Genomic DNA, 14,966 nt, shown 5'->3' with positions numbered 1-14,966 from the left:
GATGGATGACAGTCAGCCCATCACGCAATCGACACCGACCGAGAACGCACCGCACGACGGCGCGGTCTCAATCAGATATGCCTATCTGATCGCCGCGACAGGTCTCGTCGCGGGCACCTACGGAATGTGCCGCTTCGGATTCGGACTGACCCTACCGAGGATCGGTGAAACCCTCGGTATTAGCTCTTCCTTTGCCGGTAGCGCCGCCGCGGCAGCCTTCGCAACGTACTCGGTATCTGCCCTCGCTACCGGAGCACTGGTGCAGCGTGGTCGCTTGACTGCCGCAGCATTGCTGGCCGCGGCGACAGCGGTGGTCGGGTGCCTTCTTGTCGCTTTCTCCTCAGGCTCCACGGTTCTGCTCTTCGGCATCGCGGTCGCCGGCGCGGCGGCTGGATTCGTCTCCCCCACCATTGCCGCCGGCATGCGGAAAATCGCGCCACCGCCGGTAGAACCGCGCTGGCAAGCCATCGCAAATGCGGGCACCGGATTCGGCGTCCTACTTGCGGGAATTCTGGCCGCCTGGGTCTCCTGGCGCGCATCCTGGGTCACCTATGGAATCCTCACCGGCATCTGCGCTATCGCAGTGATCATCCTTCGCCGCGCCATAGGCGCGCGCGACGAAACCAATGCCGCCAGTGCCCATCACAGCACAACCGACCGCGAGCAACGCGGAAAAGCTACAGCGCTTGCCGCGCCCGTTACCCTGGCCATCCTCATGGGCGCCGGATCAGCTGTTTTCTGGACCTTCGGCCGCACTCAGGCCGAACACAGCGCACACCTCCCCCCCACCGCATCACTCGTCTTCTGGTGTGCAGTCGGCGGAGCAGGGATCCTCGGCGCGCTCTCCGGTGACTCTGTCACCAAAATCGGATTCCGCCGAACATGGTCCCTCGCCAGCAGTCTCCTCGCCCTCTCGATCGCAGCAACCACCGTCACCACCCAGCTCATCGGCTACCTCGCCATCGGCCTCGTCTTCGGCGCCACCTACGTCATCCTCTGCGGAGCCCAAATCACCGCAGCCGCCATCGCCTGGCCCAACGCGGTCGGTGCCGGCACCGCGATCACCTTCACCGCCATCGCCATCGGGCAGATATCCGGTTCCCTCGTGCTCGGCAAAATCATCGACACCCTCGGGACCACAACCGCATTCCTCACCGGAGCAGGCCTCTGCGCAGCTTCAGCTGCACTCATCTACGCAACGGGATTTGGGCGGACAGGGACGAGCCCGTTACCCGCTACGCGCGAGCTCGGCGAGGCCGAGGCCTCGATTGCTGGACAAAGTGTCCGTAACGATCGTTCATGAGACGCTCCAGCTGGTGCCCCATTCCCCCAGGTCACAGATGTAACGCGACCCGCGTCCGCAACAACGTCACGCACTCCCTCGTTCCCGATACAGCCGTGGCCATGCGAGTCGGATACGGACGGGTCTCGACCCGTGACCAACACCCCGAAGCTCAGCACGACGCGCTCGTCGCAGCCGGCTGCGACGAGATCTTCATCGACAAGGCCTCCGGCAAGCTCGCCTCACGGCCCCAGCTCGACAAGGCACTGCTGTCGGCGAACCGCGCCGGCGACCAGCTCGTCATCGCACGGTATGGGCTCGCCGTAATCACGAGCTGGATTCGCACGCGCAAAATCACCACCAACGTCAAGGCCCGAACCGGCCACGGCCTACCTCCGTTGCCCGACTGGTTGACCGACGACAAGGACATCGTGGACGGCCTCGCTACCGATGTCGTGATTGACGCGTTGACCTACTTCAAGGACAAGGTCCTCAGGGCAGGTAAGTGGGATCCGACCAAGGGAGCCAGCCTACGGCACCTACTTCATCGGGCAGTGCCTCTACAAGTACCCCAACCAGCATCGCCAGCTCTGGGACAGAGAGCGATCTCGACGGCAACATGAGACGCTCGCCGACGACGAGACCCTAGCGATGTTCAGCTCCTCAATCGACGGCACCGAAGACACTGCCGTCGCCAGCTCCGAGGTTCAACGAGCAACGCGAGCCGTGTCCCAGCCTCGGACACGTCATGCGATATGGCTCCATGCCGAGGGCCACACCTACCAGCAGATCGCCGAACAGCTCGGCATCGAGGGAGGCGCAAAGACCGTAGAGAACATGATCAGCTACGCCCGGAAGCAAGCAAGGAAGACAGCATGAACACCCACTCCAGCCGCGAACAGCGAATCCAAATGCTCATCGAAAAGTCCTCTCTTGGAACACCATCCGCACGGAAGGCACGAAGCACCATCCCCGCTCAACGCGGTCGAGAAGTAGCCCAAACGGCCGCCTCGGCGACATCACGGTCGCCACGAAAGTGAACGTCTTCGGTTGATCCGAAACTCTTTTCAGTGATTTCCGGCACGACTCCACTTAGTAGGTAGGTGACCGGCCAACAACGGAAGGTCACCAACACGAAGGAGCACCACCATGGCAAAGGGACACGCGCGCAGCGCAATCACAGGCCGATACGTCACCAAGGCCACCGCGACCCGGAATCCGCGCACCACAGTCACCGAGCACGGCGGCAATCACAGCTCAGGCACACATCACCGCAGCGCCATCTCCGGCCGTTACGTCAACAAGGCCACCGCCACGCGCCACCCGCGTACGACCGTCACTGAAAAGGACTAGTCGCGATATCATGCACCGCCCCCGTACGCGGACACCGCTCGGCCAGCGCCGCGGCCAACTGTCCAGCATGCCGGTATCGCTACTACGGCCGCCCCAGCTACCCCACCCCGACTCCCAGTATCCGAGCAGGGGTCGGCGGCGCAGCCTCCTACCAGAGTGGATCATCCGGACGAGCAGGCCGAGCGACGAAGGTGGCTTACACGACTGCTGAGCGGCGCAGTCTCGCCCCGGTCCGTCGGGCATGCGAGCGTCAAGCACAGTCGTACCCCTCCCAGTCCTACCCGGATCGCCGCGACCTGTTCCTCTGTCACGCCTGGGACGATCGTCGCGGCGCCGCGAAAGAGTTGCACGATCTGCTCGAAGCACTCGGCGTCACAGTCTGGTTCAGCGAGAAGGACGTCACCCTTGGAACGTCTCTGCTGCGTGCAATCGACAAGGGGCTCGGTAAGTCCCGAATCGGGATCGTTCTAGTCACCCCAGCGATGCTCAAGAGCATCCAGGCGGAAGGCGTCGCGGACAAGGAACTCTCATGCACACCGGACCGCGTCGACGCTGCAAGGTCGGACACCATGGAGCTGTGCCCACCAGGGCGTCAGACACACCCACGCAGCCGCAGCACGACCTGCTGCGCGACCTCGGCGGGGTCGAGACCGGCGGTGTCGATGACCTCAGCGGAGGCGTGTAGCCACGTCTTCGCGGCCTCGAGGTAGGGCTCGACGTACTGGAGCCGGAACCGCGAGATTCCCATGATCGCGTCGTCACGGATGCGCTGGCGAAGAGTGTCTCGGTCGGCGTGCAACACGAAGTGCCGCACAGGGATACCGTGCTCCGCCAGCCCTCCACTGATCTCATCCCAGTACCTCTCGACAAGTACGGTCATCGGCATCACCAGGGTCCCGCCGGTGTAGTCGAGCACGCGCCGCACGGTATCCACGACCAGCGGTCGCCACGGATCCCAATGCTGGAAATTGTCAGTAGGCGGCAGTCCCGGGGTGATGCCCATCAACGTCGCGCCGACCTTCTCCGCGTCGAGCACACGCGAGTCGGGGATCACGTCTTGCACGAGTCGACTGGTCGTTGTCTTACCCACGCCGTGGGAGCCGTTCAGCCATACGATCACCAGCTCAACGTAGCGGCGTTTATCGCAGGCGGGGCACAGCATCTATCGGCCCGTCTTCTTCACCCGGCCCGCGGCTTACAGTCGCTAATCCATACCACTCTGGCGGTGCGTCAGGTGTGCGGGCGCCCTCAGTCGAACTTCCGTGCTCCGATGCCCTCCTCGCGGGCCCGCCATCGAACGGCGGAACCCGCATCCTCATCGCACGAGACCCAGATAGATCCGTCCATCGCCGTTCATACGAAACAGAGGGCGGCACGCCGCGATGAGGACACCGAGAGCATTGGTTCGAAGAACGCCGCGCTTCGGCGCCTGTTCATTCCCGGCCCGGTCGTCCATCAAAGGAGCCGCACACACGATCACCGCGCATTCGAGTACTCCGAGGTAGACGGTGTCGGGGATGACGACGATCCCGCCGGGAGCGGTGTCATGCAGGACCGGCTGACGGTCCTATACACGTCAAGTGCGTTGTGTGGTCGGATGTCCTTCGCCCCCGATGACCTCAAGTAACAGCTCCGGCAAATTGGTCATGATGCCCGCGACCCCCGCGGCTATCAGTGCTCGAAGGTCCCGTTCAGGCTCCTTGACGCTGATGTCTCCGTAGAGGGTGTCTGCGCAGGTCCATACTGGTATTTCACCAGCGAGTAGTTCAGCCGCGAGCGGCAGAACCTGCTGTTCGTTGTCGAGAATCGAGGACGGCCAGAACCGCAGGATGTCAGCACCACCTTCGAGGAAGGCAGCGATATCGGCCGCGGCAGCGGATGGGACGTCCGATCGACCTGGTAGGAGGCCCAGAACAGTGACACCGGGATCAAGTTTCTTGAACGCTGCGACTTCGCCCGCGGTGCGGGGTGCCACGATCAGTCGATCTAAAGCCTTCATCGCCTTGGCGTCGGATAGAAGACCTCGCCTGAGGGACTCAGTCACGTTCTTGATATCAGCGACGATCTGCGTTCTCGTGTTCCGAACGGCTTCCAAAACTTCATGGTAGGTGGGCACTCGCTCGCCCGTGAGTCCCGCCGAGAGCGGGTCGCGAGTGTCCAGAGATCTGATGTCGCTCAAGGCTAAATTCGCGACGGCGCCGATGCCGTTGGTTGTGCGGTCAACGGTCTCGTCGTGCATGACCACCAGCTGACCATCGCTGGTAGACCGCAGATCTACTTCGACAGCATCGACACCTCGTGCGACTGCAGCTTCAATGGCCGCGATCGTATTCTCCGCCGTGCCGTTCATCAGACCTCGATGGGCGACGACCGTCACTGTCATGGCATCTCCTTATCAAGTAGATGGCTCGACTGTAATGGCGTTGTGAATGACCGGTCCGATTGTGCGCCGACCCGCTGTGCACTTACGAGGAGGTCATTCGGGTGTCGCTTGTAGACCTAGCGGGCGTCCTATCAAGCCACGCCCCGCCCGGCACGGCCGCGATGACGGACAGGTGGTGCGTTACCTGACCGAAGCCGACAGGTCGAACGAAGTGCACACTCCCATGGAGGAAGCGGCGAGATCGCCGGAAGGTCGGGCCTCGGCCGAGCAACTCTCCTCGAGTCTCCACTGATTGCCAGACTCCTGGTTCTCTGTGCCGATTGCTGGGCTGTGGGGCTGGGCTATTTGATGGCGATGACCGGCGTCATCGCCCCCTCGCGGATCGTGCGGTCGCTGGTGGCGATCGCGAGCCCGCGGCGCGTGGCCTGGGCCACGATCATTCGGTCGAACGGATCCCGGTGATCCCAGTTCAGTTGTCCGGCCAGGGTGGCGTCTGCCGAATCCATTACGAGTTCCTGCGCGGCCATCGCCTTCAGTGTGTCCATCCAGCTCGACAGGATTCCTGCGCCATCTAGGCGCCCCAGCCGGGTCTTGATTGCGATCTCCCAGGCCGAGGCGGCCGAGACGAACAGGTCGTTGGCGGGATCCTCGAGCACCTCGAGTGCCGACTCTGCTACCAGGTCGGGTGATTTCACCAGCCACAGCAGCGCATTGGTGTCGAGTAGGACCGCGGTCACGAGGCGGCGTCCCAAGCTGCCAACTCCTCGTCGGGAAGGGGCGCGTCGAAGTCGTCGGGGATCATCAGCCCGGGGAACTGACCGAACGTGCGCGTCCTCGGTGTCGCCGGTGAGATGACAGCGACCGCGCGGCCGTGCGAGGTGACGGTGACCGGACTGCCGGTCTTCTCGACCTCGGCGAGGACGGAGTTGAGCTTGGCTTTCGCCTCGGTGCTCGTGATGGTGCGCATGAGCCCATGCTATACCTAATGGGACTAGTCGTACTAGTCCTATTGCTCATGCGTTGCCCCCGACCCTCGGACGCTATCCACGCTCAAGTGGCGACGGCGGCAGCTGCGGTGCACGGTGGGCGCTGCTTGAGCGCGGCCGAGAAGGTTCCTGAGTCCGGGGTCGTCGTCGCGGTGATCCGTGGTCACGAGGCCCCCTGGGGCATGTGCCATATCACCACGATGCCGGCTGCGCCCCGATATGGACGTGGCGTCGGGCGTATCCCGGTACCCGGGGGAGGAACGGTCAGTTCACTGCATTCGTATGCGGTGCAGTCTCATTCGCCGACGTACCAGTTCGACATGGACAGTCGGCACGGTGCCTGGGGTTCGGCGTGGTCGATCCACATCGTATGAATTCGTTCGTGATCAGCGGGGCGGTCCGATTCGGCTTCAGTTGCCGCTTTTGGGGTGCGTAGCGGAGCATTGGGGTATGAGCGGAGTCAGTTTGGTCGCGCCGAGTGCCAGTCTGTACGAGTCCTGGTTGGATTCACGCGATGAGTGGGGTGGCGTGGGGGTCCATCAGCCTGGGGCCGGCCTCGGTGTCGCGAATCAGCTCGGGCTCGATCTTGCTTCGCGAAGTGGGTTTGAGCAGTGGGTGCAAGAGTTGCTGATGCAGCCTGGGGCTGAACCGTCCTGGGGCTGGTGGAGACCGTGAACGCACCGGGAGAATGCGATCATGGCAGCACCGCGCAAGTTCGATCAGGAGACCCGTGAGCGGGCCGTCCGGATGTATCACGACCGGTTGAAGGAGAACGACCGCGAATCGAAGCTCGGCGCCCGCAAACACGTCGGTGCGCTCCTGGACATCAACCCGGCCACGCTCCGGAACTGGATCGAATCCGACTCGGGTTTCGGAACGTCGGCCGGCGAGTCGGGCGCCGCGAGCGGCTCGGCGGAATTGAGGGCCCTCCGTAAAGAGGTTTGCTGAATTGCGAAGGGCCAACGAGATTTTGAAGACGGCGTCAGCGGTGTGGACCCTCGCCGGGTTCGTCTACGTGGCCTTTCTCGTCGACGTCTGCTCCCGCCGGATCCTCGGCTGGCGGGTGATGTCCAGCAAGCACACGCCGTTGGTGACCAGCGTCGTAGAGCAAGCGCTGTTCACCCGCCGTCGAGGTGAATTCGATTTCACGACGACGGGGTTGGTTCACCACAGCGACGCCGGTAGCCAGTACACGTCCGTCGCCTTCTCGAAGGAACTGCGAGAGGCCGGGATCACCGGATCGATCGGATCGGTCGGCGACGCCCTCGACAACGCGTTGATGGAATCGACGATCGGCCTGTACAAGACCGAGCTGATCGACGTCGACCGCCGCCGCTCGTGGACTGGCAGGGCCGAGGTCGAACACGAGACCACAACCTGGGTGCACTGGTACAACACCGAACACCTGCACTCGGCGATCGGCTACACCGCACCCGCCGAGTGCGAGAACAGATACCGTCAGAACGTCGCCTCGACCCCCGAAGTGGCTTGATCGAGGTCTCCGACCGGACCAGGACGGTTCAGCGCCGCCACACCGGCCGTCGTATTAACTGGTAGTTGACCATGTACAGCCAAACCGCTGGGGACAGTGCCGACATGTCGCGAACAGCACCCCGGCCTGAGGATTATTGACCAGTCTCTCCAGCATGGTGGCTGCCCGGAGAGACTACGACCTCGCTCGTTCCGTAATGAACGCACACCCGTCTGACCACCAATAGAACTGCAAGCCAAGGAAAGCGGGAGTTCGCCGTGCCCCAACGCTAGGCTGGCACTGTCGACGGGACCTTAGCTGGGAGGGATCGGATGAGCGCACGGACTTGCGATATGTGCGGGAAGTCCACACCCGAGGTGCGCCTGAGCCGCGAGCACGTGTTCTCGCAAGCCCTGCGGGACACGGTCGACGATCACGGAGACCACGTCGTCACCGAAGCGGTTGGCCGGAAGATCGCCGAATTCGAATACAGCCAATGCACCCGGCCGGTGAACCTGATGGATGTCACTGCGCGCACTGTTTGCGAACGCTGCAACAACGGCTGGATGAGCAAGCTCGAGTCGGAGGCCAACACGACCCTGCGCAGGCTCATTGACGGTACCGACAGCCTGACCGCAAACGACGTCAACGTGGTTCGGCTCTGGTGCGCCAAGACCGCCGCTGTGATCGAGATGGCGGCCGCCCGCGGCGACGACGATGCGCCGGTCGCGGCGGATGACCGAGCCGAGATCCAAAACGGAGTAGTGCCGGCTGGGTGGATCGTCACCCTGACACGACTGGATCGGAGCTGGCGGCACCACATCCAACGAAGCCACGCACCCCTTCCGCTGAACCGCATCGTCGGCGGTGAAGCCCGTATCGAGCGCTACCATTTCACGGTCATCGGGATCGGATGTATGCTCGCGACCGTTATCGGCGGCCCGCCTGGCAGCGACGCGTGCGCCGATGTCACCCTGCTCACCGCGCGAGCGCTCGGGAGGCGAGTTCGCGCGATCGCGCCGCTATTGCCGGGCCGGGCCACGAGGCTCGGCACGTGGCACGCTCCCGATCAGGCGACAATCCAGCGACTGCCGTTGTTCGTCACCGCGCTCCTTACGCAGGAGAATAAGTTTTCGCACAAGAACGAGAGCACACCCACGATTTCCAAACAGCACCCCTTGAACCGGTGAGCCGCTGACCAGCGAGAACTAGGTGCCTTCTGGGAGCTACAGCCACACAGATGTGAGATTCGCAAGTGAGGCGACCTTTCAGTGCGCATTCTGTCGTGCGATGCACACGGTGTATTTGCGAACGGGGTGATCGATGCCGCCGTTGGCGCATCTCTTCTTGTCAGCGGTGCTTACGAGCAGATCAGTCGGACGAGCTACCACGCCAACCGCTGGGCGAGAATCGCAGCTGACGCGCTCGGCTTTCCACCCGGTATTGACAAGCAAGCAGCTCGAGGCGACCCAGTTGTAGTCGAGGCAGAGCGCGTAGCCGGTCTGGTCTCTCTTCTGGAAGTTCACCTGGTCGACGTCCGACGGGCATCCTGTGGCCGATGTAGCGATCGCGACGACTTTGTACGCGCCCGCAGCATCGGTGGCATCGCATCGAGCAGTGATAGCGGTCGTGGATGCGCGCGAGCCCGACAGGTTGACGCAGGAGCCCACGGTGTAGCCGCCGGCGGAGGGGCCCGAGGCTTGAAGCTGCCCCGGGATGTTCTGAAGGTCAGCGGCCAGCGGGCTACTTCCGCGGCCGGACTCTGCGGCGTCGAGCTTTGCCATCCCTCGTGTGAATGATCCGAGTACCCATGCCAGGAGCACGACTGTTATCAGCCCGGCGATGACGAAACCGGCGATCGCGGCTCGCCATACGAAACCGCGCCGACGCGTCGCGAACACTGCTACTGCTCCCAGCACCAACAGCGCGATGCACGCGATGCTGGCGAATACGGCGGGCCGGGTGCTGATTACTGCCGCGGGGAATATCAGCCCCCAGGCGCCGAAGACACCGAGGACGCCGCCAGCGATGAACGCTACTGCGGCGCGGGCGAACTGTTGTGCCGAGCGGAGCCACGCTGGAGCCGCGGCCGCACCCGTAACACTCGGGTTGTCGTCGCTCATCTCATCTTCCGCCTGTCTGTCTGCTGGCTATTCGTGGAGTATGACCAGTGCGCCGGAGTACGGGCTCATATCAGCTGAGTCGGGGTGCGGGACGATTGCGGCTGCGCTCGCGAGCTGACGGCACTCTGTCCGTATCCCCGCTTCGTCGTCCTCGTGGCGGAGGCCAACCGCACGCCCGGTGCCATTGTTGTGCTTGTCCATTGCCCCGGCTGCGGCAGTAGACGGCGCGTCGGCCTCATGCGCGTCGCCCCCCCTTAACGGCAAAGTCCGCATTCGCTCACCGGGCAGGGCTTGGTCGAGGGAGCGCCCAAGAACCGGACGAGCCGACGGGTGCCGATCCCCCGGTTCCTGCTCCCCCTGCTGACGACGGAGATGCGTGGACGGGCGTCCGATGCTCTCGTGTTCCCCGGACGCGACGGCGAGTGGCTGACGATCGGGCAACTGCGGTACGTGTTCGACGCGGCGGCGACGGCCGTCAGAGAGACGGACTCACGCCCCCATCAACTGCGACACACCTGCGCGAGCCTGGCAATCCACGGCGGCGCGAACGTGAAGGTCTTTGCAGACGCTCCCGGGGCACAAGACGGCGACCCTGACACTCGACCGATACCGCCACCTGTTCCCCGACGACCTCGACAACTTAGCCGACTCCTTCGACGCTGCTGCCTACCGGCTGCCTACCGGAGACCGACTCCGTGCCGTCTCCGACACACCTGCAACGCTCTGACCTAGCAATTCTGGTGCCCCCGGTGAGACTCGAACTCACACTGGACGGGTTTTGAATCCGTTGCCTCTGCCAATTGGGCTACGGGGGCGGGACCGGCCCCCGGGATCGCCGTGGTGCCGGACCAGGTGAGTCTAGAGGCGGGTGAGACTCAGGGTGCGACCGGGGTATCCGCCGGCCCCGTCTTGTCGTCGGACCCGCTCTCCGCTGACACGGACGCGTCCTCGTCCAGTGACGCAAGGAACGTGTCGATGGTGGGCCAGGTCTCGCGGACCGCGTCCGGGCCGGCGATGAGGCCTAGGTGGCTGGATTCCACCGTCGAGAACTGCACGCGCGGGGAGCCGTCGAACAGGTCCACGCCGTACCGCGCAGCCTGCCAGGAACAGAGGGCATCGCGGTGGCTCCCGAAGAGCTGGATGGGGACGTCGATCCCGCGCAGGTCGGCGACCGCCTCGTCGAGTTCCACCCGCCCGGCGGCCAGCTGCCCGCCGAGGATCAGCCGTTCCCAGTACTGCACGGTCATCTTCCCCGGATACCCGGGGAAGGTCCGCTGGAAGCGGTTGATGATCTCCATCCGCGCGAGCGTCTCGGTCTCGTCCAGGTGGGTGAGGATGAACCAGGGCTTCTTCAACTCGCGGTCCCATGACGTGGCTCGGTAACCGAGCCGAACGATCGGCGCCGGAATCCCGCCGGCCAGACGCAACAGCGCAGACGGCACAACCCCGCCGGTAGGGCGGTTCGCGGCGATCACCGTGGGGTACCCCCACAGCTTCATGTAGTCCAGCGGCGTCGCCACGGCGGTGATCGACCGGATCGGCCGCGGGGCCGTACCGGCCGTGAGGAAGGCGAGCGTCCCGCCCAGGCTCCACGCGAGCAGGTCCACCTCGCCGTCGCCGGCGTCCTCACCGTAGTAGTCCGCGATCGCCCGCTCGATGGCCTGCGGGATGATGTCGACGACGAAGGTCTCGAAACTCATCCAGCGGTCGCGATACCCGACCTCGCCGAAGTCGATGACGTACGGCACGCGCCCGGTCGAGGCCAGATGAGCGACGAGCGAGTGCTCATCCGAGAGGTCGTATGAGGTGGCCGGTGCCGCGATCGGCGGGATCAACAGCACGGGCGGTCGGCCCGTTTCTCGGGCGGCGGCGACGGCACCGTCGTCCGCGAAGCGGCGTAGGGTGCGATGTTCGCCCTCGGCCACCACGACGTGTGGGGTCCGCCGCTCCGGCCGGATTCCTCCGCCCACCGTGAGGGCCCACAGATTGCCTGCGCGCTCGCGCGCGCCTTCCATCACCGCATCGATCACGGAGTGAGTGTAGGCAGCCGCCCACCGCGTCGTGCTACACGGCCGTGGCGGGCACCCGCGGATCCATTCCGATCCGGAGCCTCCGCGGCGCGAGCGACATCCGGGTGGTGATGTCGAGCTCGTAGCCCGGCTCCGGTTGGAGGTCGAACCGGTGAACGATGTGCGCGAGCGCCAGCACCGTCTCGTGCAGTGCGAACTGCCGACCGATACAGGCGCGTTCGCCGGTTCCGAAAGGCTTGTAGGAGTGCGGCATCCGACCGCGAGCGCGATCGGGGACGAAGCGGTCGGGGTCGAACGCGTCGGCGTCGTCGCCCCAGGCCTCGGGATCGCGGTGCGTGAGCGGGAGGACGACGACGGCGCTGTCCGAGGTGCGCATGCGGTATCGCCCGCCGATGACGGTGTCCGCGAGCGGCGCCCGCGCCATCGTCGGCGCCGCAGGCCACAACCGCAGTGATTCGTCGAGGACGCGCCGCAGGTAGCGCAGCCTGGGTACCTGGTCGAACCGCAGCACATCGGTCCCGGCCATCTCGGCGTCGACCTCGGCACGTACGCGGCGACGCACGTCGTCGTGCTGGGAGAGGTAGTAGAGGGCGAAGGAGATCGCACTCGCGGTGGTCTCGTAGCCGGCCACTAGAAAGGTCAGGATCTGATAGCGGATGTTCCTGTGGCTCAACGACTCCCCCGTCTCGGGGTGTCGGGTCGAGAGCATGAGGTCGAGGATGTCGCCGTTGCCGGGGGCGCCCGCGTCGGCGGCACGCCCGCCGATCAGCTCGTTCAGCAGGTCGTCCGCGTAGCGCTGGTGATGGCGATTGCGCCAGTCGTACCAGGGACCCAGCACTCGACCTCCGGGCACCGAGCCCAGCTTCGTCTTCTGGCCTGCGGTGTACAGGGCGCGCAACAGGGCGGCGACGAGCGGGTGCCGCTCGTCGGATTCGAATGAGCCGAAGTCGTAGCCGAACGCCGCCCGGCCGATGGTGTCGAGCGTGAGCTTCGCGGCGTCGTGGGTGGCGTCGACCATCTCGTCGGCATCCGCCCAACGATCGCAGAGCTGGCCCACGGCACGCTCCATGATCGCGTGGTACCCCTCCATCGCGCGACGGCTGAAGGCCGGCATCAGGATATCGTGTGCGAGTTGCCAATTCGGCTCATCGGAATAGGCGGTGAACAGGCCGTCGCCGGCATACTGCCGTAGCTCCGCCATGCCTGGAGCGAGCGCCTTCGTGAACCGGGAGGCGTCACACAGCTCCGAGGCGATCCGGACGCTCGGCACCAGGGTCACGCGGCGGGTACCGAGCCTTAGCTCGACGAGATCGGGGCGCTCGCGGCGCACCCAGTCGAGTGCGGCACGCGAACGTTCCCGCGATGTCAGCACTCCCAGGTCCCCGCCGAGAAACGTCCCCCCTGGCGGGCGTGGCAGATCGTGGCCTGACCAATGCGTGCCGAACATATTTGGCTCCCCACCTCGACCAGACGCCTAAGGTCCGCAGGTCCCTCTCCCCATCGCCCGTACACGACCGGGTCGCAACGTCTCCACGACCTGCGGTCAGGCGCGAATCTCACAGGAGATTAGCAGGATGTCCGACTTTTCCGCCCGCTCACGGCCAGGCGTGTCGCGGCGTGTCGCATCGTCCGATGCCCGGCCGGTAGGGTTTCCGGCAAGCGCCGTAGATCTTCTGGGCGGTGCGCGAATCGAAGGGATCCGATGGCTGACGACAACGGTGCTCCAGCCCGCCGCGTGCTCGTGGCGGAGGACGAGGCGATCATCCGGCTCGACCTCGTCGAGATGTTGCGCGAGGAGGGCTACGACGTCGTCGCCGAAGCGGAGAACGGCCAGGTCGCCGTCGAGAAGGCGACCGAGCTTCGCCCCGATCTGGTGATCATGGACGTCAAGATGCCTGTGCGTAACGGCCTCGACGCCGCCACCGAGATCGCGCGGGAGCGGATCGCTCCGGTCGTGATGCTCACGGCGTTCAGCCAGCGCGAGTTCGTCGAGAAGGCCCGCGAGGCCGGCGCCATGGCCTACCTGGTCAAGCCGTTCACCAAGTCGGATCTCGTTCCAGCGATCGAGATCGCGGTCAGCCGCTTCGGTGAGTTGCAGCAGCTAGAGCGCGAAGTCACCGATCTCACGGAACGGCTCGAGACACGGAAGCTGGTCGACCGAGCCAAGGGCCTGCTCATGGCGAAGCAGAACCTGACTGAGCCCGATGCCTTCCGATGGATCCAGCGCACCGCGATGGACCGCCGCACGAGCATGAAGACCATCGCTCACGTAGTGATCGACACTCTGGGTAAAGACTAGTTGTATGAGGCCATGACGTTTGTTACGCCAACCGGGGCACGAGAAGCGGGAGAGTTGACCGGCTGCGGTGCTGTGCGGTCGGTGATGGTTGTAGTGCACGTTCCAGGTCGCGACCGCTGCTGATCGTTCGGCCTCGCTGGCCCAGGTGCGCGAGTAGAGGAACTCTTCCGACAAGATTCGGTTGTATCTTGCCACCGCGCCGAGCAGTGACCTGGCGAAGGCGTCGGCGCGGTAGCAGGCTCCATTGTCGGTGACGATCTTCTCGATATGGGCGATGCCGTGCGCGGCGAATCAGACCCTGGAACGGTGCACGAACGCGACTGCGGTTGCTGCCTTCTCGTCCGGTAGTGGTTCGGTGTAGGCCATCCGGGTGTGACCGTCGACAGCGGAGTGCAGGTAGACGTACCCGCGCTTGCCGGTCTTGGTCTTGGATCGTGCCGCGGCGCCGGGCTTGTTCGGAGTCGCGACCGTGGGCTCGCCACCCGCCGCCGTCCGGGATACGACCGACTTTCTTCACGTCGACGTGGACCATGTGCCCAGGACGCTTGGCGACGATGACCTTTGGTTGACGATTCGCGTCGCCGTCCCGGTCGATGAACCATCGCCGGTTCAGCCCGAGCCGCGCGAGGAGCCGGGTCACAGTCCGGCGGCTGATCATCGTCCCGGTTTCGCTGAGTTCGAAGGCGATTCGGGACGCTGACCACTTGTGCTCGCGTCGCATCGTTTCGATCTGGTGCACGATCTCCGGTGGTATTGCGGTGGGTAGACGGTGTGGCGTCGAGGATTGATCCAGCAGTCCGACTTCGCCGTGCCTTGCGCCACCTGTTCACCCACGTTCGAAGCGCACGCCCGTGAGATGCCCATCTCGGCGGCCACGTGCGTGATCGGGCGGGTGCGGCAGCGTTCGATCAGGCGTCGACGCCCTTCGATGGTGAGGGGTGAGTTGGCATGTGTCATCGTTTGCTTCCTTCTGCGTTGGCTACCTGGCTGGCAAGCTCGGCAGATGCGAGGGGCTCAGGTCGAAGGCTTCGCTTGAGCA

General features: G+C 64.7%; 13 protein-coding genes, 1 tRNA gene and 2 pseudogenes. 7 read left to right on the top strand and 9 right to left on the bottom strand.

What is annotated here, in order from left to right; genetic code table 11:
* Nucleotide 1 precedes the first annotated feature (1 nt).
* From P0W64_RS02375 to P0W64_RS02360, 4 genes are all read left to right on the top strand, one after another.
* Nucleotides 2-1,303, top strand: coding sequence for an MFS transporter (locus P0W64_RS02375; RefSeq protein ID WP_275478441.1), 1,302 nt, complete (start codon nucleotides 2-4; stop codon nucleotides 1,301-1,303).
* 101 nt (nucleotides 1,304-1,404) lie between these two features.
* Nucleotides 1,405-1,905 (top strand): recombinase family protein, encoded by a 501-nt coding sequence (locus tag P0W64_RS02370; protein ID WP_275478440.1) that lies wholly within the window; start codon nucleotides 1,405-1,407, stop codon nucleotides 1,903-1,905.
* A 526-nt stretch (nucleotides 1,906-2,431) separates the two neighbouring features.
* Nucleotides 2,432-2,635, top strand: a complete 204-nt coding sequence (locus P0W64_RS02365) for a hypothetical protein (protein WP_275478439.1) — start codon at nucleotides 2,432-2,434, stop codon at nucleotides 2,633-2,635.
* Between the two features lie 191 nt (nucleotides 2,636-2,826).
* Complete coding sequence (locus P0W64_RS02360) at nucleotides 2,827-3,345, top strand: toll/interleukin-1 receptor domain-containing protein (protein ID WP_275478438.1); 519 nt, start codon at nucleotides 2,827-2,829, stop codon at nucleotides 3,343-3,345.
* On the opposite strand, the gene P0W64_RS02355 is transcribed toward P0W64_RS02360, so the two are convergent.
* The 4 genes from P0W64_RS02355 to P0W64_RS02340 all read right to left on the bottom strand — a co-directional run bounded on the left by P0W64_RS02355 (nucleotide 3,228) and on the right by P0W64_RS02340 (nucleotide 5,985).
* Entirely contained in the window at nucleotides 3,228-3,755 is a 528-nt protein-coding gene (locus P0W64_RS02355) for an AAA family ATPase (protein WP_275478437.1), read from the bottom strand. The two genes, P0W64_RS02360 and P0W64_RS02355, sit on opposite strands and share 118 nt — an antisense overlap.
* Nucleotides 3,756-4,211: 456 nt before the next feature.
* Complete coding sequence (locus P0W64_RS02350) at nucleotides 4,212-5,018, bottom strand: glycerophosphodiester phosphodiesterase family protein (RefSeq protein WP_275478436.1); 807 nt, start codon at nucleotides 5,016-5,018, stop codon at nucleotides 4,212-4,214.
* 341 nt (nucleotides 5,019-5,359) lie between these two features.
* On the bottom strand, nucleotides 5,360-5,755 hold the full coding sequence (locus P0W64_RS02345; RefSeq protein ID WP_275478536.1) for a type II toxin-antitoxin system VapC family toxin: 396 nt from the start codon (nucleotides 5,753-5,755) through the stop codon (nucleotides 5,360-5,362).
* Entirely contained in the window at nucleotides 5,752-5,985 is a 234-nt protein-coding gene (locus P0W64_RS02340) for a type II toxin-antitoxin system Phd/YefM family antitoxin (protein WP_275478435.1), read from the bottom strand. The genes P0W64_RS02345 and P0W64_RS02340 overlap by 4 nt, the downstream gene beginning before the upstream one ends.
* Nucleotides 5,986-6,700: 715 nt before the next feature.
* Between P0W64_RS02340 and P0W64_RS02335 the strand changes: the two are divergent.
* Both P0W64_RS02335 and P0W64_RS02330 read left to right on the top strand, forming a co-directional pair.
* A pseudogene (locus P0W64_RS02335) lies at nucleotides 6,701-7,496 on the top strand (IS3 family transposase).
* A 311-nt stretch (nucleotides 7,497-7,807) separates the two neighbouring features.
* Nucleotides 7,808-8,665, top strand: a complete 858-nt coding sequence (locus tag P0W64_RS02330; protein ID WP_275478434.1) for a hypothetical protein — start codon at nucleotides 7,808-7,810, stop codon at nucleotides 8,663-8,665.
* Between the two features lie 78 nt (nucleotides 8,666-8,743).
* Here the strand turns inward: P0W64_RS02330 and P0W64_RS02325 are convergent, their stop codons facing one another.
* The 4 genes from P0W64_RS02325 to P0W64_RS02310 form a co-directional block, all read right to left on the bottom strand.
* Nucleotides 8,744-9,598, bottom strand: coding sequence for a hypothetical protein (locus P0W64_RS02325; RefSeq protein ID WP_275478433.1), 855 nt, complete (start codon nucleotides 9,596-9,598; stop codon nucleotides 8,744-8,746).
* Nucleotides 9,599-10,336: 738 nt separating this feature from the next.
* A tRNA-Leu gene (locus P0W64_RS02320) sits at nucleotides 10,337-10,413 on the bottom strand.
* Between the two features lie 60 nt (nucleotides 10,414-10,473).
* Nucleotides 10,474-11,628 (bottom strand): alpha/beta fold hydrolase, encoded by a 1,155-nt coding sequence (locus tag P0W64_RS02315; RefSeq protein WP_343232832.1) that lies wholly within the window; start codon nucleotides 11,626-11,628, stop codon nucleotides 10,474-10,476.
* Nucleotides 11,629-11,662: 34 nt separating this feature from the next.
* Complete coding sequence (locus tag P0W64_RS02310; RefSeq protein WP_275478432.1) at nucleotides 11,663-13,075, bottom strand: cytochrome P450; 1,413 nt, start codon at nucleotides 13,073-13,075, stop codon at nucleotides 11,663-11,665.
* 255 nt (nucleotides 13,076-13,330) lie between these two features.
* Here P0W64_RS02310 and P0W64_RS02305 point away from each other — a divergent pair, with 255 nt between their 5' ends.
* Complete coding sequence (locus P0W64_RS02305; RefSeq protein ID WP_275478431.1) at nucleotides 13,331-13,927, top strand: response regulator; 597 nt, start codon at nucleotides 13,331-13,333, stop codon at nucleotides 13,925-13,927.
* On the opposite strand, the pseudogene P0W64_RS02300 reads toward P0W64_RS02305, so the two are convergent.
* A pseudogene (locus P0W64_RS02300) lies at nucleotides 13,924-14,884 on the bottom strand (IS481 family transposase). The gene P0W64_RS02305 and the pseudogene P0W64_RS02300 sit on opposite strands and share 4 nt — an antisense overlap.
* Nucleotides 14,885-14,966: the final 82 nt, after the last annotated feature.

This window comes from Tsukamurella sp. 8F (assembly GCF_029167375.1).
GTDB lineage: Bacteria > Actinomycetota > Actinomycetes > Mycobacteriales > Mycobacteriaceae > Tsukamurella.
The sequence above is the reverse complement of the archived record's forward strand: the minus strand, read 5'-3'. Positions and strand labels throughout refer to the sequence as shown.

Bases quoted from the DNA above. Each gene is read 5' to 3' on its own strand.
- P0W64_RS02365 (WP_275478439.1), top strand. From the start codon at position 2,432: ATGGCAAAGGGACACGCGCGCAGCGCAATCACAGGCCGATACGTCACC.
- P0W64_RS02340 (WP_275478435.1), bottom strand. From the start codon at position 5,985: ATGCGCACCATCACGAGCACCGAGGCGAAAGCCAAGCTCAACTCCGTC.
- P0W64_RS02325 (WP_275478433.1), bottom strand. From the start codon at position 9,598: ATGAGCGACGACAACCCGAGTGTTACGGGTGCGGCCGCGGCTCCAGCG.
- P0W64_RS02350 (WP_275478436.1), bottom strand. From the start codon at position 5,018: ATGACAGTGACGGTCGTCGCCCATCGAGGTCTGATGAACGGCACGGCG.
- P0W64_RS02310 (WP_275478432.1), bottom strand. From the start codon at position 13,075: ATGTTCGGCACGCATTGGTCAGGCCACGATCTGCCACGCCCGCCAGGG.
- P0W64_RS02375 (WP_275478441.1), top strand. From the start codon at position 2: ATGGATGACAGTCAGCCCATCACGCAATCGACACCGACCGAGAACGCA.
- P0W64_RS02330 (WP_275478434.1), top strand. From the start codon at position 7,808: ATGAGCGCACGGACTTGCGATATGTGCGGGAAGTCCACACCCGAGGTG.
- P0W64_RS02370 (WP_275478440.1), top strand. From the start codon at position 1,405: ATGCGAGTCGGATACGGACGGGTCTCGACCCGTGACCAACACCCCGAA.
- P0W64_RS02305 (WP_275478431.1), top strand. From the start codon at position 13,331: ATGGCTGACGACAACGGTGCTCCAGCCCGCCGCGTGCTCGTGGCGGAG.